This is a genomic window from Lachnospiraceae bacterium JLR.KK008, assembly GCA_037015955.1.
Lineage (GTDB): Bacteria > Bacillota > Clostridia > Lachnospirales > Lachnospiraceae > VSOB01.
Genome location: CP143548.1, coordinates 1,466,012 through 1,492,364, shown reverse-complemented (window position 1 = coordinate 1,492,364; position 26,353 = coordinate 1,466,012). Strand labels below are relative to the sequence as shown.

General features: G+C 49.2%; 23 protein-coding genes. 4 read left to right on the top strand and 19 right to left on the bottom strand.

Translation table 11 applies throughout. From position 1 onward, the window contains the following. Positions 1-24 precede the first annotated feature (24 nt). The 3 genes from V1224_07455 to deoC all read right to left on the bottom strand — a co-directional run bounded on the left by V1224_07455 (position 25) and on the right by deoC (position 4,546). A complete protein-coding gene (locus V1224_07455; protein WWR17252.1) occupies positions 25-1,731 on the bottom strand; it encodes a phosphoenolpyruvate carboxykinase (ATP) in 1,707 nt (568 codons plus the stop codon). A 177-nt stretch (positions 1,732-1,908) separates the two neighbouring features. Next, on the bottom strand, positions 1,909-3,867 hold the full coding sequence (locus V1224_07450; protein ID WWR17251.1) for an aminopeptidase P family protein: 1,959 nt from the start codon (positions 3,865-3,867) through the stop codon (positions 1,909-1,911). 13 nt (positions 3,868-3,880) lie between these two features. Continuing rightward, complete coding sequence (gene deoC / locus V1224_07445; protein ID WWR17250.1) at positions 3,881-4,546, bottom strand: deoxyribose-phosphate aldolase; 666 nt, start codon at positions 4,544-4,546, stop codon at positions 3,881-3,883. 322 nt (positions 4,547-4,868) lie between these two features. On the opposite strand from deoC, the gene V1224_07440 reads away from it, so the two are divergent. Continuing rightward, the gene (locus V1224_07440) at positions 4,869-6,233 is read left to right on the top strand and encodes a citrate/2-methylcitrate synthase (GenBank protein WWR17249.1); all 1,365 of its coding nucleotides are present in this window, start codon (positions 4,869-4,871) and stop codon (positions 6,231-6,233) included. A 49-nt stretch (positions 6,234-6,282) separates the two neighbouring features. On the opposite strand, the gene V1224_07435 is transcribed toward V1224_07440, so the two are convergent. The 9 genes from V1224_07435 to V1224_07395 form a co-directional block, all read right to left on the bottom strand. Further along, the gene (locus V1224_07435) at positions 6,283-6,624 is read right to left on the bottom strand and encodes a hypothetical protein (protein ID WWR17248.1); all 342 of its coding nucleotides are present in this window, start codon (positions 6,622-6,624) and stop codon (positions 6,283-6,285) included. A gap of 42 nt (positions 6,625-6,666) precedes the next feature. Continuing rightward, positions 6,667-8,163, bottom strand: coding sequence for a threonine synthase (thrC, locus tag V1224_07430; GenBank protein WWR17247.1), 1,497 nt, complete (start codon positions 8,161-8,163; stop codon positions 6,667-6,669). A 165-nt stretch (positions 8,164-8,328) separates the two neighbouring features. After that, on the bottom strand, positions 8,329-8,946 hold the full coding sequence (locus tag V1224_07425; protein WWR17246.1) for a cell wall hydrolase: 618 nt from the start codon (positions 8,944-8,946) through the stop codon (positions 8,329-8,331). 174 nt (positions 8,947-9,120) lie between these two features. Then, the gene (locus tag V1224_07420) at positions 9,121-10,110 is read right to left on the bottom strand and encodes a beta-methylgalactoside transporter (protein WWR17245.1); all 990 of its coding nucleotides are present in this window, start codon (positions 10,108-10,110) and stop codon (positions 9,121-9,123) included. Between the two features lie 22 nt (positions 10,111-10,132). Next, positions 10,133-11,641 carry a sugar ABC transporter ATP-binding protein gene (locus V1224_07415; protein WWR17244.1) on the bottom strand — a complete coding sequence of 503 codons (1,509 nt, stop codon included), beginning with the start codon at positions 11,639-11,641 and terminating at the stop codon, positions 10,133-10,135. Between the two features lie 134 nt (positions 11,642-11,775). Then, the gene (locus tag V1224_07410; GenBank protein ID WWR17243.1) at positions 11,776-12,906 is read right to left on the bottom strand and encodes a galactose ABC transporter substrate-binding protein; all 1,131 of its coding nucleotides are present in this window, start codon (positions 12,904-12,906) and stop codon (positions 11,776-11,778) included. A 128-nt stretch (positions 12,907-13,034) separates the two neighbouring features. Then, positions 13,035-14,054, bottom strand: coding sequence for a substrate-binding domain-containing protein (locus tag V1224_07405; protein WWR17242.1), 1,020 nt, complete (start codon positions 14,052-14,054; stop codon positions 13,035-13,037). Then, entirely contained in the window at positions 14,041-15,756 is a 1,716-nt protein-coding gene (locus tag V1224_07400; GenBank protein ID WWR17241.1) for a sensor histidine kinase, read from the bottom strand. Before V1224_07400 ends, V1224_07405 begins: the two co-directional genes overlap by 14 nt. Then, a complete protein-coding gene (locus tag V1224_07395) occupies positions 15,731-17,335 on the bottom strand; it encodes a response regulator (GenBank protein WWR17240.1) in 1,605 nt (534 codons plus the stop codon). Before V1224_07395 ends, V1224_07400 begins: the two co-directional genes overlap by 26 nt. A 157-nt stretch (positions 17,336-17,492) precedes the next feature. Here V1224_07395 and V1224_07390 point away from each other — a divergent pair, with 157 nt between their 5' ends. Continuing rightward, positions 17,493-18,281 (top strand): hypothetical protein, encoded by a 789-nt coding sequence (locus V1224_07390; GenBank protein ID WWR17239.1) that lies wholly within the window; start codon positions 17,493-17,495, stop codon positions 18,279-18,281. A gap of 40 nt (positions 18,282-18,321) precedes the next feature. Here V1224_07390 and hisB read toward each other — a convergent pair whose 3' ends face one another. Both hisB and V1224_07380 read right to left on the bottom strand, forming a co-directional pair. Further along, complete coding sequence (gene hisB, locus V1224_07385; protein ID WWR17238.1) at positions 18,322-18,912, bottom strand: imidazoleglycerol-phosphate dehydratase HisB; 591 nt, start codon at positions 18,910-18,912, stop codon at positions 18,322-18,324. Positions 18,913-18,955: 43 nt separating this feature from the next. Beyond that, positions 18,956-20,056 carry a glycoside hydrolase family 25 protein gene (locus V1224_07380; protein ID WWR17237.1) on the bottom strand — a complete coding sequence of 367 codons (1,101 nt, stop codon included), beginning with the start codon at positions 20,054-20,056 and terminating at the stop codon, positions 18,956-18,958. Between the two features lie 87 nt (positions 20,057-20,143). Here V1224_07380 and V1224_07375 point away from each other — a divergent pair, with 87 nt between their 5' ends. After that, the gene (locus tag V1224_07375) at positions 20,144-21,208 is read left to right on the top strand and encodes an FAD:protein FMN transferase (protein ID WWR17236.1); all 1,065 of its coding nucleotides are present in this window, start codon (positions 20,144-20,146) and stop codon (positions 21,206-21,208) included. On the opposite strand, the gene V1224_07370 is transcribed toward V1224_07375, so the two are convergent. Beyond that, the gene (locus V1224_07370; protein ID WWR17235.1) at positions 21,147-22,025 is read right to left on the bottom strand and encodes an AraC family transcriptional regulator; all 879 of its coding nucleotides are present in this window, start codon (positions 22,023-22,025) and stop codon (positions 21,147-21,149) included. The genes V1224_07375 and V1224_07370 overlap by 62 nt on opposite strands. A gap of 109 nt (positions 22,026-22,134) precedes the next feature. Between V1224_07370 and V1224_07365 the strand changes: the two genes are divergently transcribed. After that, entirely contained in the window at positions 22,135-22,509 is a 375-nt protein-coding gene (locus tag V1224_07365) for a hypothetical protein (protein WWR17234.1), read from the top strand. A 50-nt stretch (positions 22,510-22,559) separates the two neighbouring features. Here the strand turns inward: V1224_07365 and V1224_07360 are convergent, their stop codons facing one another. The 4 genes from V1224_07360 to ftsY are packed head-to-tail and all read right to left on the bottom strand — an operon-like array spanning position 22,560 to position 26,278. Further along, on the bottom strand, positions 22,560-23,426 hold the full coding sequence (locus V1224_07360) for a YitT family protein (protein ID WWR17233.1): 867 nt from the start codon (positions 23,424-23,426) through the stop codon (positions 22,560-22,562). Beyond that, entirely contained in the window at positions 23,423-24,118 is a 696-nt protein-coding gene (locus V1224_07355; protein ID WWR17232.1) for a hypothetical protein, read from the bottom strand. Before V1224_07355 ends, V1224_07360 begins: the two co-directional genes overlap by 4 nt. Further along, positions 24,118-25,329, bottom strand: a complete 1,212-nt coding sequence (ilvA, locus tag V1224_07350; protein ID WWR17437.1) for a threonine ammonia-lyase — start codon at positions 25,327-25,329, stop codon at positions 24,118-24,120. The genes V1224_07355 and ilvA overlap by 1 nt, the downstream gene beginning before the upstream one ends. A gap of 4 nt (positions 25,330-25,333) precedes the next feature. Further along, the gene (ftsY, locus tag V1224_07345; GenBank protein WWR17231.1) at positions 25,334-26,278 is read right to left on the bottom strand and encodes a signal recognition particle-docking protein FtsY; all 945 of its coding nucleotides are present in this window, start codon (positions 26,276-26,278) and stop codon (positions 25,334-25,336) included. Positions 26,279-26,353 lie beyond the last annotated feature (75 nt).

Below are 26,353 nucleotides of genomic sequence, written 5' to 3'. Positions count from 1 at the left end.
TTTATAAAAATTGATATAGCGGAATTATTTCAACGCATCTACCAGTTTCTTCACTGCTTCCAGTGCTTCATCAGGAAGTTTGTCATAGCCTTCCTTCTTCGTTGCGAAACCTTCTACCGCATCAACACGATTCTGCATAGCATTCTTCAGTGCTGCCGCATAATCTTTATCGTTCAGGTCAGGTGTAAAGTCGCCTGTCTTACCGGACCAGTCGTTCATGATTTCGATGTCTTCGAAAGGACCCCATTTTTCGAAATTAGCCTTTCCTTCTACGATCGTCTCAAGAATACCAAGTGTATCGGCCGGTTTTACCTTCTTGCCCATGAAGTCACCTGTGTTTACGATATAGCAGGCAACATTCTTCTCTTCCACCAGTTTTTTGAACTTCTCATAGTCATGTACGAGCGGATATGTTCTGAACGGGTTTGCATAAGGCACGATACGGAGTGCGTTCAGATCGGTACCTGCTGCAACACGCTCTGCAGTGGAAGTCTTTGTAGCCAGTGTAGCACCCATAACAGAAGCAAGTGCGGAACCTTTTAATTTCAGTACCGGCGGAATCGTCGGATCTTTCATAATCCAGAAGATCGCATTAACCGGTGCATCGATCTTATCTACACGGTTCGGAGACCAAAGTTTGGATTTGATTGCACGGCCATTACCGTTTCTTACATCCTCTGTCACAAGCTGGATCTTGCCGTCCTCATCCATCGTGCAGGAACAGTTCTGTGCGGACAAAAGATAGGTATTGTCCGGGCAGCCTGTCGGATAATCTGCAGTCTTATCAAAATAAGTAGGCTCTAACGCTACGGAAGAGCAGGTATCCGTATTGATGATGAACGCATCATCATGCAGAACCGTGATCGGATATTTGCCGCCATGTTTTGCATGTGTCAGTGTGGATTTTCCGGAACCTGACAGACCATAAACGGAAGCAACGAACTTGGAACCGTCCGCAAGCGTATACTCTTTCTGACCACCGTGGCAGGAAGCATAACCGTTTCTGTTAGCAAGTGCCCATGCCATTGTCAGCGTACCTTTCTTATGCTCGCCGAAATATCTCATACCGAGAATTGCCGCGCAGTTCTGGTTCGTATCAAAATAGCAAAGTGTCAGCGGATCGCTCAGGCAGCTGTAATCCACATCCGGTGCATCGTGCGGTGCCCACTGTGGATCGGAGAAAATATAAATATCAGGCTCTTTGCCGTCTCCGATCGGTTTGGAGTTCTTGTACATCTTCACATACTCGTCAGACATATACTGGAAGTTCAACATCCAGTTGTAAAGGATGTTCTCTTCACCTTCCGGAATAAGGAGGTGAGCTTTTGCCATAAATTCAGGATCAAGTCCGATAAAGCACTCTGCATGATACATCGTTTTCCAGCGTGTCTCATAGACAGCATCCATTACTACTTTATCGAGTTTTGCTTCGTCTACGCCCGGTTCTCCCTTAATACGGCGCGCTGCTGCATAACGTCCCGTAACGGCGCCGTCATTGAACAAAAGAACCTTTGCGTCTCTCTCAAGACCAAATTCCTCTCCGTGATATACCGGCATGTCTGTTACAACAGTGCCCGGAGAATTTTTCGCTAATTCATACGCTTCCTTTAATGTGTTGACTTTCACAACATTATTGCCATAGAAAGCTGCCTCAACGATAGAACGTGTCTTGGAAAAACCCGGTTTTCCAGCACCGATCTCGTTTAACGGATAATACGCTTTTGTTGACATACTACGTCCTCCTTAAAAAATATGTATTTCATATCATGTCCGCGGCCCCTCAAAAGTCCCGGACAGATATATGCTTCACCTGATGTACCGGCTTCCAGTACACCGTAAGTATTATCTCAAACCCCCTGCAAAAAGTCAAGAATGAACCGGGGATTTTTCTAAAGTTTCACAATCTTTTTAGATTTCCCGGGTGGCTGTTTCCAGCCACGCATTCTCTTCCTCCGTCAGATAGGGAGATAGCTTCTCACGGACATCCCGGTGGTAAGCATTCAGCGCCAGTCTCTCCTGCTCCGGCATCTGCTCCGGCAAAATGCCATCGAGATCAAGCGGTACCCATGTCAGAGGCGCGAACTGCATAAACTGTCCTTCTTCGTTTTTCAGCGACTTCCTGATCTCCAGGACATTTTCGATCCGTATTCCGTACTTTCCTTCCAGATAAACGCCCGGCTCGTCCGTCACGAGCATTCCTTCCTCCAGAACTGTCTCCGGTATGCCTTCCTGATATTTCCAGCGGATATTGTGAGGGCCCTCATGTACATTGAGCATATAGCCGATCCCATGTCCCGTGCCGCATTTATAGTCAAGTCCTCTGTCCCACAGAGGGCTGCGGGCAAGAATGTCCAGATTCCTTCCCGTGCAGCCGTGCAGAAACTGCGCACGCGCCAGCCTCAGCATCCCGGTGGCGACTGCCGTATAATGTTCTTTCATCTCCTGCGAAAGTTCTCCGAGCACAATCGTTCTCGTCACATCGGTTGTCCCGCCCAGATATTGGCCGCCAGAGTCAACAAGGAGCATTCCTCTCGCCTCCAGCTGACTACACGCTTGAGGGTCGGCCTCATAGTGCATCATGGCAGCATTTTCCATATAAGCGCTGATCGTCGGAAACGAACTGTCAAGAAATTCCGGGATCGCCCTGCGCAGATCATCCAGATATTGTGCGGCTGTGTACTCCGTCAGCCTGCAGGCCGGCGTTTCCTGATCGCCTGACTCCAGACTCTGGCTGTCCATCGGCTGACTGTCTGCTGCCTGGTCTTCTGCTGTCTGATCTTCTGCCATCTGTCCGTTGACTGCATTTTTAATCCAGTAAATAAACTTCGTCACCGCCACACTGTCTTTGAGATAGATTTTGCGAATAAATTCCAGCTCTGTGTCCGTCTTTACGGCTTTCATCAGCTCCGTGGGGTTGCTCCGCTCCACATAATTCCCATACTCTCTGAACAGCCGGTACATGGAATAGCTGATATTCCTGCTGTCACATAGCAAAAGCCCCCTGTTTCTGGCGCCGCCCCGCCCTGAACCATATCCACCGGCAGAGACACTGCCATTTCCTCCGAACAGATATTCCCGCAGGAACGGAAGAATCACCCGGTAGTCTCTGATCTGCACCTGTGAATCCCGCATACTGTCTATCGTCTCCCTGTGCAGAGATTGTGCCTGGAGAAAAAGCCAGGCGTCACTTTCCGTAATAAATCCATAGGACATGAGAACCGGATTGCAGGCCACATCACTGCCCCGCAGATTAAAAAGCCACATCAGATCGTCCAGACGGCTTAAGAAAAAGCACGAAGCCCTGTGCGCTCTCATTTTTTCCCGCACCCTGGACAGCTTCTCTCTCACGCTTTCCCCGCAGTACCGCTCAGGGACGATCTCCGCCCTGCTGCATGGAAAAGCCGGACGTTCCTGCCATATTGTGTCCACGACATCTCTCTCGTACGCAAAGCGGATCCTTTTCTCTGACAGAGCGGCTTCCAGCCGTTTCCCGAACCCGGCGTCGACCACTCTTCCGTCGAAGCCAAGGCTCTGGCCTTCCCACATATGCTGACACAGATATGCGGGAATATCCGGTACTCCCTCTTCATTCATGCGGAAAAGCCGGATCTCCGTACCTTCCAGCTCCCTCTGCGCCTGCACATAATAGCGCCCGTCCGTCCACAGGCCCGCTTCCTCCTGAGAGATGACAAGTGTCCCGTTAGAACCGGTAAATCCGGATAAAAACTCACGCGCCTTAAAATAATCGTTCACATATTCCGAATTATGAAAATCCGCCGTCGGCACAAGATAATAGTCAATCCTCATCTCCCGCATGGCGGTGCGCATCATTCGTATTCTCTGCCTGATTATCTTCTTTTCCATCATATGGTTTCCCTTTTTAATATCCCTTCGCCGATTCCCCATTTAAAATACTCACCGCAGAGGAAGTGCCGATCCTGTCGCACCCGGCCTGTAAGAAAGCCTCCAGATCCGCTTTCGTCTTCACACCGCCGGCCGCCTTGATCTTTACATCAGGACCGATATTCTTTTGAAACAGCTGCACATCCTCCATCGTGGCGCCGCCAGTCCCGAAGCCGGTGGACGTCTTAATGTAATCCGCTCCCGCCTTTGTCACTGCCTGGCACATGGCAATTTTTTCCTCTTCCGTCAGGAAGCATGTCTCAATGATTACTTTCAGAATATGATCTTTGCAGACTTCTTTTAATGTCCGGATCTCCTCCTCCACCTTGTCATACAAATGATTTTTTACATCACTGATATTGACTACCATGTCAATCTCACTGGCACCATCGCGCAGCGCCTCCTGCACTTCCGTCACTTTGGCCGCCGTTACACTGTATCCCAGTGGAAATCCGACTACGGTACAGATCGTCAGCCGGCCGGCGTATTGATCCGCAATCCGTTTGATGTATGCCGGAGGCACACAGACCGAGGCTGTCTGATATTTTACCGCCTCCTCGCATAATTTCTCAATATCTTCCCATGTGGCAAATGGTTTTAACTGCGTATGGTCAACATGACACAGCATTTCTTCGTTCGTCATAGCAATTCCTCCTGTCTCTCCCGTCGTTTTCTTACCTGTCTATTTTACTATGATATTCTCTTTTTCTGTTTTTTACAAGCAATTTTCGTGATATTAAAATTATGTGAAATCTGATTTTTTACTTGCCTGCAAATTAACTTTTATGATATGATAAACTAATCTATTTCGCAAAATGCAGCCTGTATGCGCTGTGTCTTTCGGTTTGGTTTTTACCAGTCTATGTTTCAGGAAGTAATAGAAAACACTTGAACACATAATATCCCCGAGACATATTATCCGATACTGTAAATTGATTTATTTTTTCAGAAAGGTGGCGATCATTATGGACCACAATATCTACTCAAGCATTACGCCGGAAATTTTGGCATTGGCAGAACTCAGCGAAGAAGCCGGTACTATCGACCCTGCCCTTTATACAAAATATAACGTGAATCGAGGACTTCGTGACCTGAACGGGAAAGGTGTTCTCACCGGATTGACCAATATTTCCGATGTCCGCGCCAAGGAAATGATAGACGGGGAACTCGTGCCGGCCCAGGGCCGCCTCTTTTACCGGGGATATGACATCAAAGATTTGGTCCTTGGTTTTACCGCCAGAAAACAGTTTGGCTATGAAGAAATTACATACCTGCTCCTTTTCAATAAGCTCCCCACGGAAAAAGAACTGGCAGAGTTTACGCAGTTACTATCCGATTACCGTACCCTGCCCACTCATTTTGTGCGGGATATTATTATGAAGGCGCCGAGTAAAGATATGATGAACACGCTGTCAAGAAGCGTACTCACACTGTATTCTTATGACAAACACGCGGATGACACTTCCATTCCCAATGTACTGCGTCAATGTCTGGAACTGATCAGCCTCTTTCCGCTTCTCACCATCTACGGATACCAGGCTTACAATCATTATCACAACGGGGACAGTCTGTATGTCCATCAGCCGCAGCCCAACCTGTCCACGGCAGAGAATATTCTCCACATTCTCCGCCCCGACAGCTCTTATTCGCCACTCGAGGCGAAGCTGCTGGACATCGCTCTCGTGATTCATATGGAACACGGCGGCGGTAATAACTCCTCGTTTACAACCCATGTTGTCTCCTCCACGATGACAGATACTTATTCGGTGATCGCAGCCGCCATCGGTTCCCTGAAAGGGCCGCGGCACGGCGGCGCCAATATCAAAGTTGTAAAAATGTTTGACGATATGATGGAGCAGGTATCCGACTGGACCGACGAAGAGGAAGTTGGAAACTATCTGCGCCGTCTGCTCCACAAAGAAGCCTTTGACAAGGCAGGACTTATTTACGGCGTCGGACATGCGGTTTATTCCAAATCCGATCCCCGTGCCGAGATCTTCCGTGATTTTGTCAAAAATCTCTCTGAGGAAAAAGGCCTGCAGAAAGAATTTGCCCTTTACTCCCTCGTGGAACGGCTGGCACCCGAAATCATCGCCCAGGAACGTCAGATGTTCAAAGGTGTCAGCATTAATGTCGACTTTTATTCCGGTTTTGTCTATAAAATGCTACATCTGCCAATGGAGTTGTATACACCTATCTTTGCCATTGCCAGAATCGTCGGCTGGAGCGCACACAGATTGGAAGAACTGGCAACAAACGGTAAGATTATGCGCCCTGCCTATATGACATTATGTACCGATCATCCATATATACCAATGACAGAACGCTGACATTCAGAACTTCACAGGCAGAAACATACAAAAAAATATCCGGGAATCGTCAGATTCCCAGATATTTTTTTTGTGCTTTCACTGTGACAAATGCAAAAATTCCGATCGCTACAACAAAGATCCCGATCACACCGAGATACATCATGCCAAGCTGCATATACGTATCATTGATGATACCGAGCGTTCCGCAGATACAGGTACAGATACCGATTGCAATTACTTTGGCATACATGTAACGGATAAATCCCGGTACATCCGGCGCTTTTGTAAGATCTGCATCCTTTCTGATAATTACCCCTTTTGTCAGTTCTCCCGTTCGTTTCATCTTGACCGCACAATAGATCAGATACAGTCCAAAACCGACGATCAGAACATCCATCATAAAATCCATACTACTGTCCTTTCTTATCGTAAACTCTTTTGTAAAAGCTCCTTATCCGATCTCTGTCTGGAGGAGACGGCAAACCATCTGCGCCATTTCCTCTTTCCCGCATACATTGTCATGCAGAATCGGCGCATTACGGATCTCTTCCACCGCCCCCGGTACCGGCGTATTGGAAATTTTCGCAAGCGCGTCCGCGAGCGCAAAGTCATCCATCTCATTACAGTCCGGAGCAACGGCATCCATCACACTTCTTGTAAACTTAAAGGGACTGGCCGTGGAAGCGATCACTGTCTTCCTCTCGTCTCCGGTCTCCTGTCTGTACGTCTCATACACTGCAGACGCCACTGCCGTATGAGTATCAATCACATATCCGCTGTTTTCATACAAAGTTCTGATCCGCTCGGCAGTCTCTTTCTCGGTGGCATAACCGCCATAAAAAGCAGTCAGTTCCTTCCTCATCTCTTCCGTCACTTCATATTTCCCGTCACCGCCAAGCTGACGCATCAGCCGCTCCGTTGCCTGTGCGTCTTCCCCTGTGATCCGATAGATCAGACGTTCCAGATTACTGGAGACCAGAATATCCATGGACGGTGAACTTGTCAGCACAAATTCTCTGTTCCTGTCATAAATACCCGTATGAAAAAAGTCTGTCAGCACTTTATTCTCATTGGAAGCACAGATCAGACGGGCAATCGGAAGACCCATATGCTTCGCATAATAAGCGGCCAGTATATTTCCAAAATTGCCGGTGGGTACCACTACATTGATCTCTTCTCCGCTTTTGATCTTCCCCTCCCGCAGCAAAACACCGTAGGCGTACACATAGTATACGATCTGAGGAACGAGACGGCCAATATTGATCGAATTGGCCGAGGAAAACTGAAATCCGTTATCCGCCAGTTTCCGCTTCATCTCCGCGTCAGAAAAAATGCGCTTCACACCTGTCTGCGCATCGTCAAAGTTACCGTGAATACCGACGACAGACGTATTGGCCCCCTTCTGCGTTACCATTTGCTTCTCCTGGATCGGGCTGACTCCGTTTTTCGGATAAAAGACAATGATCCGAGTTCCTTTCACATCGGCAAATCCTGCCAGCGCCGCCTTGCCCGTATCTCCTGAAGTCGCCGTCAGAATCACAATCTCATTTTTGATCTGATTCTTTTTGGCGGCTGTCGTCATCAGATGCGGTAAGATAGAAAGCGCCATATCTTTAAAAGCGATGGTCGCGCCATGAAAAAGTTCCAGATAATAGGCGCCTTCCGCCTCCACAAGCGGAGCGATCGTCTCTGTGTCAAACTTACTGTCATAGGCGCCTGCAATACACGCCTTCAGTTCTTCTTCTGTAAAATCCGTCAGATACAGCTTCATCACTTCATAAGCTGTCTCCGCGTATGTCATCCCCGCCAGCTCATCCGGCGTCTTATCCAGCGCAGGAATGCGCTCCGGAACAAACAGTCCCCCGTCATCGGCAAGTCCCTTTAAAATGGCTTCCGATGCCGTAACCGATCTGCTGTCGCTCCTGGTGCTCTTATATAAAACTTCCATCCTGTTTCCGTTCCTTTCTTATGTACCCGTAATCTGCGTTCCTTTTATTGTCCTTCAGACATGAAAATCAACGCCATCCGGCGATCTAATATCCTTCGATATTATATCATAAAGCAACTTTCCCCGCAATGAAACTTTGGCCGAACCTCTCAGGGGGGCGGGCGATCAGAGAAAAAACTCATGTCCGCCATATTGAAACAGTCGTGTCAGATGATTGTCAAACCAGCGCATCTTGTCCGGTGCCGCTCCCTTTCTGGAAACAAAATAGAGAGCCCCTTTTGAGTAATCTTCTCCCAAAAGCGCCCTTTGCACCGCCTCTTTTGTCTCCTCCGACACTTTAACATTCTGATAGCGTCCGTCACGAATCGGAGAAAACTGAAATGTCCCGTTATTTTTTTGAAACACAACACCCTCAATCGTATTCGGAAATGACTGGCTTTCCACCCGATTTAGGATCACATTGGCCACCAGTATCCTGCCATTCATATCCTCGCCTCCAGCCTCCGCCTCCACGATCCTGCACAGAATCTGGAACTCATTGTCCGTAAAGGAAAATTCCGGCCGCTCCAACACCTGATAATCCACAATACGCTGCCCTGATTCGGCGCGCTCCATACTGCCGATCATACTGCTCGCTTCCTCTTCCAGCATGATATTTTCAAGCTGTAGCTGAAACGCCGGTGTGGCCGCATACTGACTCCTCTCCGCAATTTTAAGACAGCAGAAGGACGCAAGCACGACCAGATTACTGAGAACAAGTAAAAGTCCATATTTTTTATACATAATTCTTCACCCATATAATTCTATACAGGTTGTACTAAAATTATGCACGGAATTTATTATATCAACCGATGCCCCCCCGCACACCTAAAAGCGGCCGGATATTCTCTCCGGCCGCTCTGGAACATAAATAACAACAATATCTTATTCTTGTTATAGTTCTTGTTATTTTTATGTTTATTTCTTCGCAATGTATTTTCTGATGTCAAGCGAGATTGCGATAAAGATAACGATACCGATCGCGATCCACTGTGCGTTCGCATTGACGCCAAGATACTGCAATGCCACTTTTAAGAGTTCAAACACGGCAACACCGACGATCGCGGAAGACACTCTGCCTCGTCCGCCGGTAACGGATACTCCGCCGATCGTACATGCAGCGATGGCTTCCATCTCATAACCATATCCAAGCTGCACGGAAGCGCCTCCGGACTTCGCCCCGAGCATAAATCCAGCCAGACCATACATCGCAGCCGCTTTCATATAAATCAGAATCAGCGTTTTCTTTACGGGGACACCGGCTACTTCCGCCGCCTGCGGATTTCCGCCTACCGCATACATATATTTTCCGTGACGGGTCATATTAAAGATAAACCAGGTGATCGCCGCCACAATGACCGCAATCCAGATCAGATAACTGATACCGAGGAACTTGCCGCTCGCTACGTCCGTATATTCCTTCACAAAGCCGCCAAGAGGGGTCGCATTCGTAAAGATCATATTGATACCATAAACGATCTCCATCATCGCCAGCGTCGCAATAAAAGGCGGCACGCTCAGATACGCGATGAAAAATCCGGTAACGGAACCGAAAGCCGCACAGATCAACATAACAATGATCGCTACCAGAAAAACATTCATCGGTTCCATATCCGGGAAGAACTTACCGGAAAAATCCATTCTCTGCAACAGCACACCGGCGATACAGCCGCCAAAACCGATCATACGTCCTGCGGACAGGTCGCAGCCGGCAGTGATCACGCAGCCGGCAATGCCGAGTGCGATGACGAGACGGAAGCTCATGTTCATCAATGTATTCAACAGATTGTTGCTTGTAAAGAAATTATCCGCTGTCAGACCGGTATAGATTACCAGCACAAACATAACGATAATGACACCGTTATTGATCAGAAAGTCTGTTATTTTTTTCTTCTTTGTCTTATCCATTCTTTTTTATCCTCCTTCTCTGTCAGAACTGGGTCGCAAAACTCATGACACGTTCCTGATTCATCTCTTCCTTCTCCGTGATCTCACCGGTCATCCTGCCATTACACATCACGTAGACTCTGTCAGCCATACCAAGGAGTTCTGCCATTTCGGAAGAGATCATAATAATCGCCTTTCCCTGTTTCGCCAGCTCGTTCATGATCTCATAGATCTCGTGCTTTGCCCCCACGTCGATACCACGGGTCGGTTCATCCATGATCAGTACGTCCGGATCATTGGCCAGCCATCTGGAAACAATAACCTTCTGCTGATTGCCGCCCGACAGATTGGAAATATGCTCTTTCATGCTCGGCGTCTTAATTCTGAGCTTCTCAATATTTTCATCAACGATACCGTTGATCCTTTTGTGATCCAGTACAAATCCTGCTTTGAGGTATTTATTATAGATCGACACACCTACGTTATCTTTGATCGACAGACAGCCAAAAATACCGTTTCCGCGCCGGTCTTCTGTGATCAGACCGATGCCGGCTTTCATCGCATCGATCGGATGTTTCGTCTTCACCTTTTTCCCGTTTATGTAAACTTCTCCGGACTCCACGCCGCGGATACCGAAGATGCCTTCCATAAGCTCTGTTCTCTGTGCACCTACCAGACCGCCAAATCCGAGAATCTCGCCCCTTCGAAGGGTGAAACTGACATTCTGGAAAGAATTGGCATGAATGGAACAGAGATTTTTCACTTCCATGATAACTTCACCGGGTTCATTTTGCCTCGGCGGATATACATTTGTCAGCTCCCGGCCAACCATTTTGGCAATGATCTGGTCGGTTGTGAGATCTTTTGTCTGCCATGTCCCTACGTAAGTACCATCCCTCATGATCGTAATGTCATCAGCAATTCTCTTAATCTCATCCATCTTATGAGAAATATATACCATCGTCACGCCTTTATCCCGCAGATCATTCATAATACGGAACAAAGCCTCCACCTCATTATCGGAAAGTGAAGAAGTCGGTTCATCAAAGATAACGACTTTCGCCTGCTGGGAAACTGCTTTCGCGATCTCCACAGACTGCATCTGCCCGATCGACAATGTTCCAAGCTGTGCCTTCGGGTCAAAATCCATTTTCACTTCTTTCAGCCATTTTTCCGTCTCCGCATACATCGTCTTATGATCGATCATCTTCAGCGGACCGAAATTTTTGGTGGGAAATCGTCCCAGATAAAGATTTTCCGCCACACTTCTTGCGGGTACCGGCTGCAATTCCTGATGCACCATGGCAATTCCGTGTTTCATCGCCTCATCCGGATTTCCGATCACGATCTTTTTCCCGTCGAGAAAGATCTCTCCCTCATCCATTTTATAGATGCCGAAAAGGCATTTCATCAGGGTAGATTTGCCCGCACCGTTCTCCCCCATCAGCGCATGGACTGTTCCGGGGCGGAGGGACAAATTTACATTGTCCAGCGCCTTCACACCAGGGAATGATTTACAGACACCCTTTAGTTCCAGTTTGTATTCAGCCATTCTGCTTCTCCTTATTGTTTATGTATGTGAATACGGACAGTCGCTTGCCCTCCGTATCCCGTTTCACATAGAAAAGTGCGGGTGCCGTCATCCAACACCCGCACCGATTCATCTGTTTTGTCTGTCAGACGTTATTATTTAACGCTGTCAAGTACAGACTGTGCGTTCTCAGTAGTAACCTTCACATAGTCGCAGCCAATATAGTGCTCATTGCCTGCACCTGTCAGATAGTTCACTGCTGCATCTGCTGCACTGTGAGACTGTGAGAAGTGATCGTTAAATACGGTACCTGTCATCTTGCCGGAGATAACGTTCTCAAGAGCCTCGGACAGAGCGTCAACACCAACTAAGAAGATGTCTTCGCCTACTGTACGTCCTGCTGCTTCGATTGCCTGCAGAGCGCCAAGTGCCATTGCATCGTTGTTGCAGAATACAACTTCCACATCATCACCAAACTGTCCAAGTGCATTCGCAACAAGAGACTGTGCCTGATCTTGCTGCCAGTTACCTACCTGATTAAACAGCTCGTTTACTTCAAATCCTGCATCTTCCAGTGCTTTTATGGAGAATTCCGTACGGAACTGTGCGTCTACGTTCTCCGGATCACCCTGGATCATGATGTAGTCAACTTTGCCGTTGCCATTCTTGTCGATTGTCTCCAGACCAAGGTCAGAGATCAGTTCGCCCTGGAATGTTCCGGACTGACGAGCGTCACAACCTACATAAGTAACATTCCAGTTGTTATCTGCCCATCTCTTCTCTTCGGACTCATCCGGCTCACGATTGATGTATACAAGCGGAATACCTGCCTCAACCACTTTGTCCGTAATTGTCTCTGCGGAAGAAGAGTTTACCGGGTTGATGATCAGTACATCAACGCCCTGAGAAATAAAGTTATCAATCTGTCCTGTCTGTGTCGCCTGGTCATTTGCACCGTCAACGATTGTAATATTGTCTTTAGAGAAACCAAGGCTTACAAGATAGTTCTCAAGCTCTGTACGGAACAGAGTCATGAAGTTATCAGAAAACTGATAAATACATACGCCGACTTTCTTATCAGCGAAATCGCCCGATGCTGCTTCCGCATCGCCGTCCTCTGCCTCTGCTGCATCTTCTGCAGGTGCTTCCTCTTCTGCTTCCGCAGGAGCCTCAGCCGCATCTTCTGCAGGTGCTGTTGTCGGCGCATCAGAGCTGCTGCCGCAACCAACGAGCAGAGTCGCTACCATTGCCATGCTCAGCAATGTAGCAAGAATTTTCTTTTTCATTTTAAAATCCTCCCTTTAAAAAATTTACAACCTCTGTTGTGATTATCAGTATACCACAAAGAACAGGAAAATCCATGTAAATTTTTATGATTTTTGTACAAAATCTTACACCATCTGTCAGAAAACTGTCAGTCAAACGTAAACAGCACTTTCTGACATTCTTCCTCAAACATTGTCTCTCTCGTGATCACCATCGTAGAAGTATCCACCTGCGGCTGTTCCACCGGAATATTATTGATCAGCTGATAGGCGCATTCCACGCCGAGATACCCCATCGCATAGGGATTCTGTACGACGAGCGCATCGACCTCCCCGGTCTCCAGCATTCCCACCGATACGACATTACTGTCAAACGCCACGACCAAGGTCTCTTCGGACAAACCAAGCTCGCGGATGGCATAGCCGACACCCAGGCTTGTCCACTCGTTAAACGTGGCAATCACATTGATCTCCGGATGACGGCGCAGCATTTCCTTTGTCTGCTCCCTGGAATCTTCCGTCGTGGAGATCACATTGATGGCATCTACAATCTGCACTCTCGGGTCCTCCCCGATCTCTTCCCGGAAGCCTTTTTCACGCTGCTGTCCGTTGGAAGTATTTTTATCAAAATTGACGATGCCAACATTCAGTTTCTCCTGATCGCCGGCAAGGACGGCTCTGCCCGCCATCCGTCCCGCCTGGTAGTTGTCCGTACTGATCCGGCAACTGACCATATCGCTGTCCACATCACTGTCAATGACGACAATCCTGACCCCGGCGGCCGCGGCCGCATCGATGGCATTGGCGTTGGCCTGATAATCGACTGCGGAGAAAACGATCACTTCCGCCCCCTCCTCCACAGCCTGTTCGATCATCTCGTTCTGCGTCTGGTAATCCTCCTCGTTGTCCGGTCCTTCCATACACAGCGTCAGATTGTATTCCGTACCTGCGGCATTGGCGCCGGCAAACACTGATCTCCAGAAAGCGGATGTCGTCGATTTCGTGATCACAGCCACATAATGTCTGCTGCCCTCGCCCCGCTCAGACTCCGGCGTCTGAAAACTGTGGACGATATAGCGGATTCCTGTCACATAACAGACGATCAAAAGCACAATACCGACGACAGATAATAAGTAGCGCATCACTCTGTTCTCTTTATTTGTTTTCATAATCGCCCTCCCGTATTTTAGGAATCCGGATCTCTACCTCTGTCCCTTCGTCCAGCTCGCTTGTGATACACAGCCCATATTCCTCTCCAAAATAAATTCTGATACGGTCATTGACATTCTTGATGCCGATCCCGGTACGGTCGCCTGCATCCCGACACAGGATTTCCTCACACTGCTGCGGCGTCATGCCCACTCCATTGTCCGTGACGGTCATGCGGATTGCCTGCGCTTCCTCACAGATACGGATCGAGATGCTGCCCTCGTCCACCATCCGGTCAATCCCATGATAGATGGCATTCTCAATGATCGGCTGTAATGTGATCTTATTGCACAGATAAGACAGACAACTTTCCTCCACCTCAAAATGATACGTAAACTGATTTTTGTACCGGTAATTTTGTATTTTCAGATAGTTGCGGGCATGCTGCACCTCTTTTTCCAGCGTAATCAGCTCATGTCCCTTACTGATACTGATTCGAAACAGCTGCGCAAGCGCCTCCACCATCTCCACCGCTTCCTTTGTCCTCTCTTCCTCGCACATCCAGGCAATGGAGTCAAGCGTATTATACAGAAAATGAGGATTGATCTGCGCCTGCAACGCATTCAGTTCCGTCTTTCGCAGAGAAATTTCCTCCTCACGCACCTGTTCCATCAGCTTCTGGATACGTACAACCATATGCCCAAACGATGCCGAAAGTGCGGAAATCTCCCGGGTACCGCTCACCGCGGCAAACTGAAAATTCTCCGCTTCTTTTTCAAATTCTCCCATCGCTCTCGCCAGGCGGTTGGCCGGCTCCGCAAACAGCCACGAAAACAGCATTCCGACAACGACAACGGTGGAGAGCACGAGCAAAAGCAGCACGAGACAGATGCGCACGATATGTTCCATTTTATCTGTGATCAGCTCGTCCACGAAACTGACACCGACGATCCGCCAGTTACAATTCTCCAGTGTGCGGATCGTGTAAATGACATTCGCATAAGGATACGTGCCGTCCGGAAGTTCCCGCAGATCATCTGTCAGCTCCTCCTTGAGTCCGGAGTAGATAAGCTGCTGCTGAGGGTGATAGACAAGGTTGCCGTCCGTATCCTGAATAAAACAATACCCATGCCGGCCGATCCCCACATCATCGATATAGCTGGCAATGTTCGAAAACCGAATATCCATGAACACCTGTCGTTCATATCCCTCACGATCCTGCATTTTCTGGGATATGGTGACGACCCAGGGATAATATTCCTCAAACAGCGTCTCCACATGGGGTTTGGAAATGCTCAGTCCCTCTCCCGGGGGCTTTTCCATATATGAGAGGTCTTTCAGCACTTTAGTCTTCCGCTTCTGTCCGCCTGACCAGCACTCCTGCAGTGTTCCGCTCTCGTCATAGGTCATGATCGCCACCACATCGGGAGAGATCTCCAGAAAGCTGCGCAGGAACTCTTCCCGCTCTCTGTCAGACTTGCGCATATTCTGAGTGAGCAGCTCCATATCCTGTGCCATATTTTCCGTGTACGTCTCCACGGTATTCATCACCTGTATGACCGCCTGCTCACTGCTGATAACCGCATTTTGTTCGATGGAATTTTCATATAGACGGATAAAAAACAAAAGGATCGTCATCAGCACAGTCAGTACAAGGACAACGACCGTGCCTGTCATTACCGCCGCCAGTGAAATCCTATTTTTCAGATTCGTTCTCTTCATGCTGCCTCCTGCACACATTGGGGGAGACGCCTTCAAACTTCTTGAAACAGTAGCTGAAATAATGCTGGTCATTATAGCCGCATTTCTCCGAAATCTCCCTGATCTTGATCGGCGTCCCCAGAAGCAGCCGTTTCGCCTCCTGCATTCTCCGTTTCGTGAGCAGATCCACAAACGTACTGCCCGTGGAACGTTTGATCAGTGCGCTCAGATAATTGGGGCTGACTGCAATTTCACTGCTGATGGAATTCAGGGAGAGTTCGGAATCCATGTAACGGTTTTCTATCACCTCCAGCGCCCGGTCACAGAGCGCGCAGCCGCTCTTTTTATAATGTTCCGCCACCAGTTCCCTCGCCGTCAGACAAAGTGCGATATACTGCTCTCGCATCTCCCCGATGTCCCTGAAGAAGATAGACCCCTGCAAAGGTGGGGAAAGCTGCAGGCTCTGGACAGCCTCGCTGACCGCCACTGCATATACGACCCGGAAGACCGCGGCAATCAGCTGCGCCATCACAAGGCGCATCGTCACCGGCTGGGTTTTGTCTTTTTCCATCTCCCCGAAAAAATCGTTCAGATAACATTCCAGCTCTTCCGCTGATCCGCTCCGCAGAAGATTCTCAATCTCGTTGACGGCGCTCTGTACTTTCTCCTGGTCAAAAGTCCGGCACCGCTCAATGTCGGAAATGAAATAGATTCCCTCATTGCCGCGTCTGGAATAGCCCATGGCATCCATCGCCTCTATATAGGCCTCATGGCAACTCCCAAGCTCAGAGACGATACGGCTCACACCGATAAATGCGGACAGACCAAGGATTCGCTTTACACTCTGGGAAATGTCCTCCACCAGAATGTGAAGATGCTTCTCCAGTTCCTCTCTGGCAGCTATCAGCAGAGAAACAATGCGGCCGTTACTGTAAAAGCTCACATGATGCACATATTTGCGAAAGACCAGCCGCACGGCATTGACACTCGATTCATCCGTCAGATTGTTGCCCCTGTCGTCCCAAAAGCTCGTCACCAGAACCGTATAGCACACAGAGACAGACGCCTCTTTCAGCAGCCCTCTGCACACCGCCTCCCGCTCAAGCAGTGCTTCCCGCTCCTGACTTTGACTGCTCTGATAGGAATCCAGCAAAAGCGGCATCACAAACCCTGTCAGACCGTACTGCTCCTGCTGCGTCGTCTTTCTCGTAAATTCTTCGAATCTCTCATCTATTTTTGACTTGATTTTTTTTAACTCTTTCGTCAGCTCCTCCGAGGAGATCGGCTTCAGCATATAGCTGATAATATTATACTGGATCGCCTGCTGGGCATAGGTAAAATCGTCAAAGCCGCTCAAAAAGGCGATCTGCATCGTCGGCCGGATTTCCCGCACCGCTCTCGCCAGCTCGATACCGGACATAAATGGCATCTTCACATCCGTCAGCAGCAGATCGGGCTCCAGCTTCTCTACCAGTTCCAGCGCTTCCGCACCGTTCTCCGCCTCACCTACGACCTCAAACCCCACATCCTGCCAGTCGATCCGTCTGATCAGCGCCTGTCGCAGTCCCGCCTCATCGTCCGCGATCACAATCGTATACATGCCTGCTTCCTCCTTACCCTCATTGTCTTCATTATAGCGGGAAAGCATACATAATGCAATCAAAGCGATTCCAAACTGCGACTGTTTCTGCTACAATATACGGTGATCAGTCATAATCTGTAACCTGCGCCTGATACCTGAGAGAAAGGAACCTGTTATGAGTCTGCCCGGCGTTTATGCCACGAAAAAAAAAGACGGCACCACTTACTACCGTGCTTCCGTCACCTACCGCACCAAACATATCAGCCTCGGAAGTTTTCCCGGGGAAATTCCGGCCAATCAGGCTTATGAGGAGGCCTCATGCCTATTAAATGACACATCTGTCACTTTAGAGTCATACGCGGAAGATCAGGCACTTCCTTTTGCAAAATGGGTCAGTCTGCTGAATTTCAGAGACAATAAAATTTATATAGCCAATCCGATCTATATTCATATCCGCTACTTTGACTATTATCTGACGCCTGATCTGGTGCTGAAATTTGACATGGACGACCTGTTTTATTATTCGTCCCGTAAGATCATGCGGCGGGGCGGCCGCCTCTTTGTGTCAGACTACGGGATGCAGGTGAGTATCGCCTCCCGCTATGGCATCAAAAACTACGCCGTTGAAGGCCGGGACTATCGTTTTGTCAACGGCGATCCTCTTGATTACCGTTATGAAAATATCGAGATCCTCAACCGGTATCATGGTGTCAGCCGCGCCACAAGACAGGGAAAACCGTGCTATAAAGCGAAAATACACATCAACGGTGATTTTGTCATCGGCTATTATGAGAACGAGACACTCGCCGCCATCGCATACAACAAGGCGGTCGACATCCTGAAAAAAGCCGGCGTATCAAGGCAGTATGTCCCCAATTACATTGAGAACATCTCTGCTTCCCGTTACGCCGACTTATATGCTCTGCTCCCCATCTCCCGGCGGATCATGGACTACCGGCCGTAGGGACACACAGACTTTCTTTTCATCCGCCTCTCTGCAAACACTACAGCACCCCTTTTGTCGACCACACACCTTCTATGCGCGGCTCGGCCATCGTCGCCTCATCGAGCGCTTTGGCAAAGGCCTTGAAGCTGGCTTCTGCAATATGATGATTGTTCGTTCCGTCCAGCTTTTTGATATGCAGGTTCATTTCCGCCCGATAGGAAACGGCATAGAAAAAGTCATGAATCATCTCCGTATCCATCTCTCCGAGCCGGTCCACGGTATATTCCTCGTCAAAACGCAGGCAGGGACGGCCTGACAGATCGATGGCACAGAGTACAAGCGCCTCATCCATCGGCAGTATCTGACTGCCGTAGCGTCTGATAGCTTTCTTCTCTCCCACAGCCTGGCGGATGGCTTCCCCAAGCACAATCCCCACATCTTCTATCGTGTGATGGCAGTCCACCTGCAGATCACCCCTGCATACAACCTCCAGGTCAAACAGTCCATGTCTGGCAAAGCCGCTCAACATATGATCGAAAAAGCCGATTCCCGTGTCGATTTTGCAGATTCCGCTGCCATCCAGATTCAGCGTCAGCGTGATCTCCGTCTCCTTCGTATTTCTTGTCACCGTAACCTTTCTCGGTTCCATTCTGATCCCTCCCTGTCAATCTCCTGTCCCATGCCGCGCTCCGTCATTTCGACGCATAGTCGATAAAACAGATGCTCAGTTTCGCCGGTTCACTGATCCCGTTTACCTTGGCGTTTTTTGTATATTCCCACATCGTATACTTATAAGGATAATCCGGCGTATCCGCCTCCTGCGACAGCCAGATGTCGTAGCTGATCAGCTTCGTCAGGTCCACTTTCCGGATCAGCCATTCCTTGTCCCCATAGAGCATCGCCTTATAACCTACCTCCTCGACCGCCTCCATAAAAGCGATCGCAATCTCCGTCTTGGCGTCTCTGGACAGTCCCTGTACCCTGGCGGTATCGTTTTTCACATATTCCATATCAAAGACAACCGGATATACGACCGTAAATCCCTGCAGCCCTTCTATGACTCTGTCCGCCTCCTCCAGCGCCTCTTCCTTTGTAATCGCCTGAGAAAAGAAGGTCACCCCGAAATCCATCTCCGCCTCGGTCGCTTTCCTCACATTCTCATAAAACATATCGTCCGCCATCAGATTACCGCTGCCATAGCCCCGGGAACCGATCTGTATCATGACAAAGTCGATGCCCGCCTTTTTCAGCCTGTCAAAATTCACGTCCCCGTCATCCGCCGAGACATGAATACCGACCCGCGACATCTTCTCACTGTCCTCATAATATTTCATAATCGGATATTGATAGACAAGTCCGGAATGATCGTACGTATTTTTCGTCAGATAAGGATTGATCTCAATCCACTCCTCCGTCCCGTCGTCCGACACGAGTTTTGTATGTCTTCCATCAGTGGAAGGGTCCTGCTCTTCTTCCTTTTCCTCTTCTTTTTCCTTCTCTTTTTCCTCCAGCAAATCTTCTGTCTCGTCATACATATGCCAGAAGTCCAGATCGTCGCTCGTCAATGTGCTGCCGGAAATATACGGATCGTCGCTCACCGACTCCTGCATGTCCGGCCCGCTCTCTGTCTCGGCTGCCACTGTCTCTGCCTCATTGCCTTTACTGCGGCGCGGCTTTTGATTGAGGAGCACAACGGCTCCCACAATCGTCACGACCGTCAGGAATACGGCGATCCCCATATAGACAAGGGCTGCGCCGGAATTTTTATCATCAAAATCATCTGTCAGTTTCATCTTATACTTCCCTCTTCATCACACTTTTCGAAAACCCGGTATTATAGTATACTATTTAAGGAAAAAAAACAAGCCAGAGGAATTTATATGAAAAAAATTTATAAAAAATTATATTTAAGGAAAGCCTTTAAACTATGGTCTCTCTTCTGCTGTTTTCTTGCCGCCGCTTCCCTGTGCGGCTGCGGAAAAAATTCCCTGCCCGTCTCCCGGACCGGGTTTTATTTTGATACCGTGATCACTCTCACCCTCTATGACACGGCCGGTCTCTCCACCGCCCGTACGGAAGAAATTTTTACCGAGTGCTTTCAGATCTGTGAAACATATGAAGCCATGTTCAGCCGCACAAGAGAAGGCAGCGACATCTGGAACATCAACCACGCCCAGGGACACCCTGTCCAGGTAACAGCGGAGACTGCAGATCTGCTGGCGAAAGCGCTCTCCTATTGCGAGGCCACTGACGGCGCTGTCGATGTCACTGTCGCGCCTCTGTCAGACCTCTGGGACTTTTCTTCCGAGAGCCTGGGGACAAAGACTGCTGAAAACGCCCTGCCTGCTCCGGCACAGATCGCGGACACTCTCTCACATGTGAATTATCAGAAGGTGTCTCTCGAAGGAACGACGGTCACTTTGTCAGACCCCGGCGCCGCTCTCGACCTTGGCTGCATCGCCAAAGGCTATATCGCCGACAGGCTGAAAGACTATCTGTCCGGTCAGGGCATCGACAGCGCCCTCATCAATCTCGGCGGCAATCTGCTTGCCCTCGGCAACAGGCCTGACGGCTCACCGTTCAGACTGGGCATCCAAAAACCGTTCGATATGGAAGGAACCCCGATCGCCGTACTTACCGCAGCGGACGTCTCCCTTGTCTCTTCCGGTGTCTATGAACGGTACTTTACACTGGACGGCATCCGCTACCATCATCTGTTCAATACCAGGACAGGAATGCCGGAAGACAATGGCCTGCTCTCTGTCACAATCGTAACCGAATCATCCGCCGATGCGGACATACTGAGCACTGCCTGCTTCCTGCTCGGACTGGAAAAAGGTATGGCCTATGCGGAGTCGCTCCCCGGTGTGGAAGCTGTTTTTGTCACCGAAGATTTTGCCCTCCACCCGAGTTCCGGCCTTTCCGGGATGCTGCAAAATCCGTAGGCGTCATCCCCACACTCCCTCTGAATGCCCGTAAGAACGTCGAATAGTCAAGAAAACCGCACACCTCGCTCACACTTGTGGCCGGCTGACCCGCCAGCAGCATCTCTTTTGCTGCCATAATCCGCTTTTCCGTCAAATATTTGTGTATCGTATATCCGGTCTCTTTTTTAAACTGCCGCATCAGATGATATTTACTCATATAGACGGCGTCCGCCAGATCATCGACGGAAATTTCTTCGAATATGTGTTCTGACAGGTAAGTCATAGCATCAATAATCTTCTGGTGATACACAGCGGGAGGACAGATTTTCGCTTCCTGTTCCCCGCCCTGGCAGATACGATTTACGGCCAACAGGAAAAGCTGAAACAGCAGCAGCCGTTCTGCCTGCCAGCCATACCGCTCTCCCCCTGATTCCATGGCAGCGAGAATGCCGCCTGCCTCCGTTTTCAGAAAGTCTTCCACCCGCAGCACATAATCTTTTTTCTCCGCCGCCTGTGTAAAACAGAAAAAGGGATCGTATCCTTCCGAGCGGCAGCTCTCCAGACATTCCCCCGAAATATAAAAGATCGTCCTCTCATAAGGTACAGAGTCATCAATCGTCGGCTTATGAATATGATTTCTGTTTACGAGCACAATATCTCCTGGCTTTAACAGATACGATTTTCCCTCAACCATATAGGTGACGGTTCCCGTATAAAAAACAATAATCTTGTAAAAATCGTGGTAATGCAGACTGATTTCCTGTCTGACATTGTCTTTCAGATGAAAAAGCCGGAAAGGCTCCTGCAGGTATCCTGTTTTCTCATAGTTTTTCATACGAATTATTATAGAGTGAATGAGCATTTTTTGCAATATATATAGCAATTTTTATTATTTATATATAGAAAAATGCTTGCTATAGTAGTGATAGTAAGAGGTGAAGCATATGGAACTTATCTTTAAAAAATATCATAGATTCGAACTGCATACGGAAAAAAATTATCTGATCTACGATCCTTCCCGCAATCAGGTCCAGTTTACAAAAGATCTGTTCAAATCCATCTCAAAACGGAATTTCGGACAGAGTTATGAAAATATTCTGATCGGACCGATCATGGAAGATCAAAAAATGACCGTCAAAGTACTGGGCTCTGACGGCACGGAAATCTCCACTGACACGACGACGGAGAAAATCTTTCAGACTTATTTAAAAGATCAGGGATATGCGGACGGCCTGTCCAGTGAAAATGGCTGTTCCGGCGATACGGCAGCGCAGACCGATGTCCGTGCATTTGGCACTGTCTATTACTTCCCGGCCTGACGCCATCCATCAGATACCCATCACATAAAACAATGTTTTGCCGACAAACCTTATATTTTGTCGGCAAAAATATTTTTATAGCCCTCTCCGTATATCTCTGAAGCGCTTGTCACAATCATAAAGGCACGCGGATCTTCCTCTTTCACGATCTCCTCGATCTTCGGCGCCTGCTGTTTTCTCGTCACGCACATAATGACTTCTTTGCTCTGGCTGCTGTAGCCGCCCCGGCCATCCAGATAGGTCACACCGATTTCAATTTCTTCCAGAATGCGGTCTGCAATCTCCTTCGGCTTATCACTGATGATATAAATCAGTTTGGCCTCGTCCGTACCATAAAGCACAATATCCATCACACGCGACATGACAAAAACCGCAAGCAGCGCATATAAGACGACGTCTACATCACCGAACACAAACAGGGAACTGCCTGCAATCATCACGTCCGAGAGCAGAAACAAAAAACCGGTCCGCATATGGGGATATTTCAGACGCAGTACCTTGATAATGATGTCTGTACCGCCTGTCGTCGCTCCCGCCCTGAATATAATGCCCAACGCCGCCGCAGATAACGCACCGCCGGCGATCGCTGCCAGCATCGGTTCCTTCGTGAGCGCCCCTACAGGCGCCAGAATATCCGTGGCCGCAGACACCGCAAAAATCGCATAGAAGGTAGAGACAATAAACTTCCAGCCAAACTTCCACATACCAAGCAGGATAATCGGAACATTGAGGATCATAATCAGCGTACCGGTATTGACCCCGATCAATCTGTTCAGCAGGATCGCGATACCTGTCACGCCGCCCGGCGCCAGATTATTAGGGTCCAGAAAAAGACTGACCCCCGCCGCATAGACGATCGCCGCCAATGTAATGACCAAATAGTTTCTGAGCCCCTTTTTGATACTCTTTCTGTTCATCCGCCTAAACTCTCCCATTTAATAAACTGTTCCTGTGCCAGCGCCTTCTGCTCCCTGCCATAGCCCTGTATCACTTCGGTACAGCGCTCCAGTATTTTATGATAATCTCCCATAAATATATGGTGTTTTTTCCTGTCCCTCGTATAAAACACGGTCGTACAAAAGCGCGGCCCGGACGTGACGGAAGGGGTTCCCTTCGCATTCATACCCATATCGTCATAATTAGACTGAGATAAATACAACCAGACGACATCACGGTAAGCGATCAGCCGGGGATAGAAAAACCCCCATTTCTCCCGGTACAGAAAATAATTGTCCGCCGCCAGAATATCGCCCGCACCAATGCCCTTCTGATAGCTGTGCAAGAGCCACATGAGCTGTTCCCGTTCTCCGGAAGACACTTTCTTCAAAACACTCCTGCACTGCCGGGCCGATACCGTCACAAAGACGCAGCAGATCAGGCAGGGGAGAAAATAAACGGCAAAAATCAACAAAAAACTACCAATGTGCTGCCATTCAATATCCTTTGCCAGTGCCGTCCAAAGGTATGCCGTCGTTCCGTCCACCGACATAACGGCAAAGATCATGACCGCTATTGTGAGCAGTACAATACCGACTGCGCTTCCAATATAGATCGCTGCTATTTTCCTACGCTTTTTCTGAAATATCCGTTCAAACTCCTTCTCCCACATCAGATACTGGTAGCTACGACTTTCGGACAGTAGCCCTCCTTCTCCAGCGCCCCGATAATCTGCTGCTTATGCTCAGTACCGAATGCCTCCATCGTGATCCGCAGTTCGACCGCCGCGCTCCTGTTCGTAGATACAAACTGATTGTGCTCCAGCTTGATTACATTGCCGCTCTCTTTGGCGATCACAGAGGCGACCCTGCAAAGTTCGCCCGGCTTATCCGGCAGCAGGACAGACACGGAGAAGATACGGTCACGGAAGATCAGTCCCTGCTGGACGACAGAGGACATCGTGATAATGTCCATATTGCCGCCGCTTAAAATCGAGACGACCTTCTTCTTCTCTGGCTTCAGTTGTTTGAGCGCCGCCACCGTCAGCAGGCCGGAATTTTCCACAACGATTTTATGATTCTCCACCATATCGAGAAAAGAGACGACAAGCTCTTTGTCCTCTACAGTGAGTATACCGTCCAGATTTTTCTGAATATAGGGAAAAATATTCGTTCCCGGCGTCTTGACTGCCGTACCGTCCGCGATCGTGCTCACATTTGGCAACGTCGTTACTTTTCCGTTCCTGATCGACTCCTGCATACAGTTGGCGCCTGCGGGTTCCACACCGATTACCTTGATCTTGGGATTGAGCAGCTTTGCCAATGTCGACACACCTGTGGCCAGTCCGCCGCCGCCGATCGGCACCAGGATATAATCGACGAGCGGAAGTTCCTTGAAGATCTCCATGGCGATCGTTCCCTGTCCGGTGGCCACCGCCTCATCATCAAACGGATGAATGAAAGTATAGCCATGTTTCTCCGCCAGCTCAAGAGCATGAGCGCACGCCTCATCATAAACATCACCGTACAGTACCACATCAGCGCCGTAACTTTTCGTCCTTGTCACCTTCATCAGCGGTGTCGTCGTCGGCATGACGATCGTTGCCCTGGCGCCGTAACATTTCGCCGCATAAGCCACGCCCTGCGCATGATTGCCCGCAGAAGCGGTGATCAGCCCTTTCGCACGCTCTTCATCGCTTAACGTGCTCATCTTATAATAGGCGCCCCGCACTTTATAAGCTCCGGTAAACTGCATATTTTCCGGCTTTAAATACACCTTGTTGCCGGTCTGGCTGCTCAGATAGTCGCTGTATACGAGCTTTGTCTCCAGCGTCACTTTTTTGACGACTTCCGCCGCCTCTTCAAATGCCTCCAGCGTCAGCATATTCTTACTCATAGTGTTCCTCTCCTGTCTCAAACAATGCGTTGACAAATTCATCGGGATCAAATTTCTGCAGATCGTCAATCGTCTCCCCCACGCCGATATATTTGACCGGCACATGCAGCTCAGACTGAATAGCGACTGCGATTCCTCCCTTTGCCGTGCCGTCCATTTTTGTCAGAATGATACCTGTCAGATCTGTCACTTCTCCAAACTCTTTCGCCTGCTGCAGTGCATTCTGGCCGGTCGTACCGTCCAGTACGACAAGATTCTCCCGATGGGCCTGCGGAAATTCCTTTTCGATGATGCGGTTGATCTTTTTCAGCTCTTCCATAAGGTTTTTCTTATTGTGCAGTCTGCCCGCCGTATCGCACAGAAGCACATCTGCGCCCCTCGCTTTGGCCGCGCTCACCGCATCAAAAATAACGGAGGCCGGGTCCGATCCCTCTTTGCCGCCGATGATCTCCACACCGGCCCGGTTTGCCCACTCGGTGAGCTGTTCCCCTGCCGCAGCCCGGAACGTATCGGCAGCCGCCAGAATTACCTTGCGTCCCTGCTCTTTCAGTTTTCCGGCCAGCTTGCCGACAGATGTCGTCTTGCCCACACCATTGACTCCGATCACAAGCACGACCGACTGCTCCTTCTCGAAATCATAGGCGGTCTCTCCGACCTGCATCTGTTCCCGGATACTGTCGATCAACAGCTGCTTGCAGGCGGCGGGCTCTCTCATATGCTTCTCTTTCACCTGTCCCCGCAGACGCTCCAGTATGGCGTTGGTGGCATTGACACCGATGTCGCCCATAATCAGGATTTCTTCCAGTTCTTCGTAAAACTCTTCATCGATCATTGAATACCCGTTAAACAGATCATCGATCCCATTCACGATATTATCCCTTGTCTTACTCAATCCCTCTTTCAGACGGCTGAAAAATCCTTTCTTCTCTCCGCTCATTCTCTCTCCGGCTCCCTTCCTTCTTCCCTAACCTGTCCTGTGCCTTCCCGCTTTCTCCGATCCGCAGGGCAGACA

Coding starts and splice junctions, on each gene's coding strand:
- V1224_07455 (WWR17252.1), bottom strand. CDS start 1,731: ATGTCAACAAAAGCGTATTATCCGTTAAACGAGATCGGTGCTGGAAAA.
- V1224_07450 (WWR17251.1), bottom strand. CDS start 3,867: ATGATGGAAAAGAAGATAATCAGGCAGAGAATACGAATGATGCGCACC.
- deoC (WWR17250.1), bottom strand. CDS start 4,546: ATGACGAACGAAGAAATGCTGTGTCATGTTGACCATACGCAGTTAAAA.
- V1224_07440 (WWR17249.1), top strand. CDS start 4,869: ATGGACCACAATATCTACTCAAGCATTACGCCGGAAATTTTGGCATTG.
- V1224_07435 (WWR17248.1), bottom strand. CDS start 6,624: ATGGATTTTATGATGGATGTTCTGATCGTCGGTTTTGGACTGTATCTG.
- thrC (WWR17247.1), bottom strand. CDS start 8,163: ATGGAAGTTTTATATAAGAGCACCAGGAGCGACAGCAGATCGGTTACG.
- V1224_07425 (WWR17246.1), bottom strand. CDS start 8,946: ATGTATAAAAAATATGGACTTTTACTTGTTCTCAGTAATCTGGTCGTG.
- V1224_07420 (WWR17245.1), bottom strand. CDS start 10,110: ATGGATAAGACAAAGAAGAAAAAAATAACAGACTTTCTGATCAATAAC.
- V1224_07415 (WWR17244.1), bottom strand. CDS start 11,641: ATGGCTGAATACAAACTGGAACTAAAGGGTGTCTGTAAATCATTCCCT.
- V1224_07410 (WWR17243.1), bottom strand. CDS start 12,906: ATGAAAAAGAAAATTCTTGCTACATTGCTGAGCATGGCAATGGTAGCG.
- V1224_07405 (WWR17242.1), bottom strand. CDS start 14,054: ATGAAAACAAATAAAGAGAACAGAGTGATGCGCTACTTATTATCTGTC.
- V1224_07400 (WWR17241.1), bottom strand. CDS start 15,756: ATGAAGAGAACGAATCTGAAAAATAGGATTTCACTGGCGGCGGTAATG.
- V1224_07395 (WWR17240.1), bottom strand. CDS start 17,335: ATGTATACGATTGTGATCGCGGACGATGAGGCGGGACTGCGACAGGCG.
- V1224_07390 (WWR17239.1), top strand. CDS start 17,493: ATGAGTCTGCCCGGCGTTTATGCCACGAAAAAAAAAGACGGCACCACT.
- hisB (WWR17238.1), bottom strand. CDS start 18,912: ATGGAACCGAGAAAGGTTACGGTGACAAGAAATACGAAGGAGACGGAG.
- V1224_07380 (WWR17237.1), bottom strand. CDS start 20,056: ATGAAACTGACAGATGATTTTGATGATAAAAATTCCGGCGCAGCCCTT.
- V1224_07375 (WWR17236.1), top strand. CDS start 20,144: ATGAAAAAAATTTATAAAAAATTATATTTAAGGAAAGCCTTTAAACTA.
- V1224_07370 (WWR17235.1), bottom strand. CDS start 22,025: ATGAAAAACTATGAGAAAACAGGATACCTGCAGGAGCCTTTCCGGCTT.
- V1224_07365 (WWR17234.1), top strand. CDS start 22,135: ATGGAACTTATCTTTAAAAAATATCATAGATTCGAACTGCATACGGAA.
- V1224_07360 (WWR17233.1), bottom strand. CDS start 23,426: ATGAACAGAAAGAGTATCAAAAAGGGGCTCAGAAACTATTTGGTCATT.
- V1224_07355 (WWR17232.1), bottom strand. CDS start 24,118: ATGTGGGAGAAGGAGTTTGAACGGATATTTCAGAAAAAGCGTAGGAAA.
- ilvA (WWR17437.1), bottom strand. CDS start 25,329: ATGCTGACGCTGGAGGCATTTGAAGAGGCGGCGGAAGTCGTCAAAAAA.
- ftsY (WWR17231.1), bottom strand. CDS start 26,278: ATGAGCGGAGAGAAGAAAGGATTTTTCAGCCGTCTGAAAGAGGGATTG.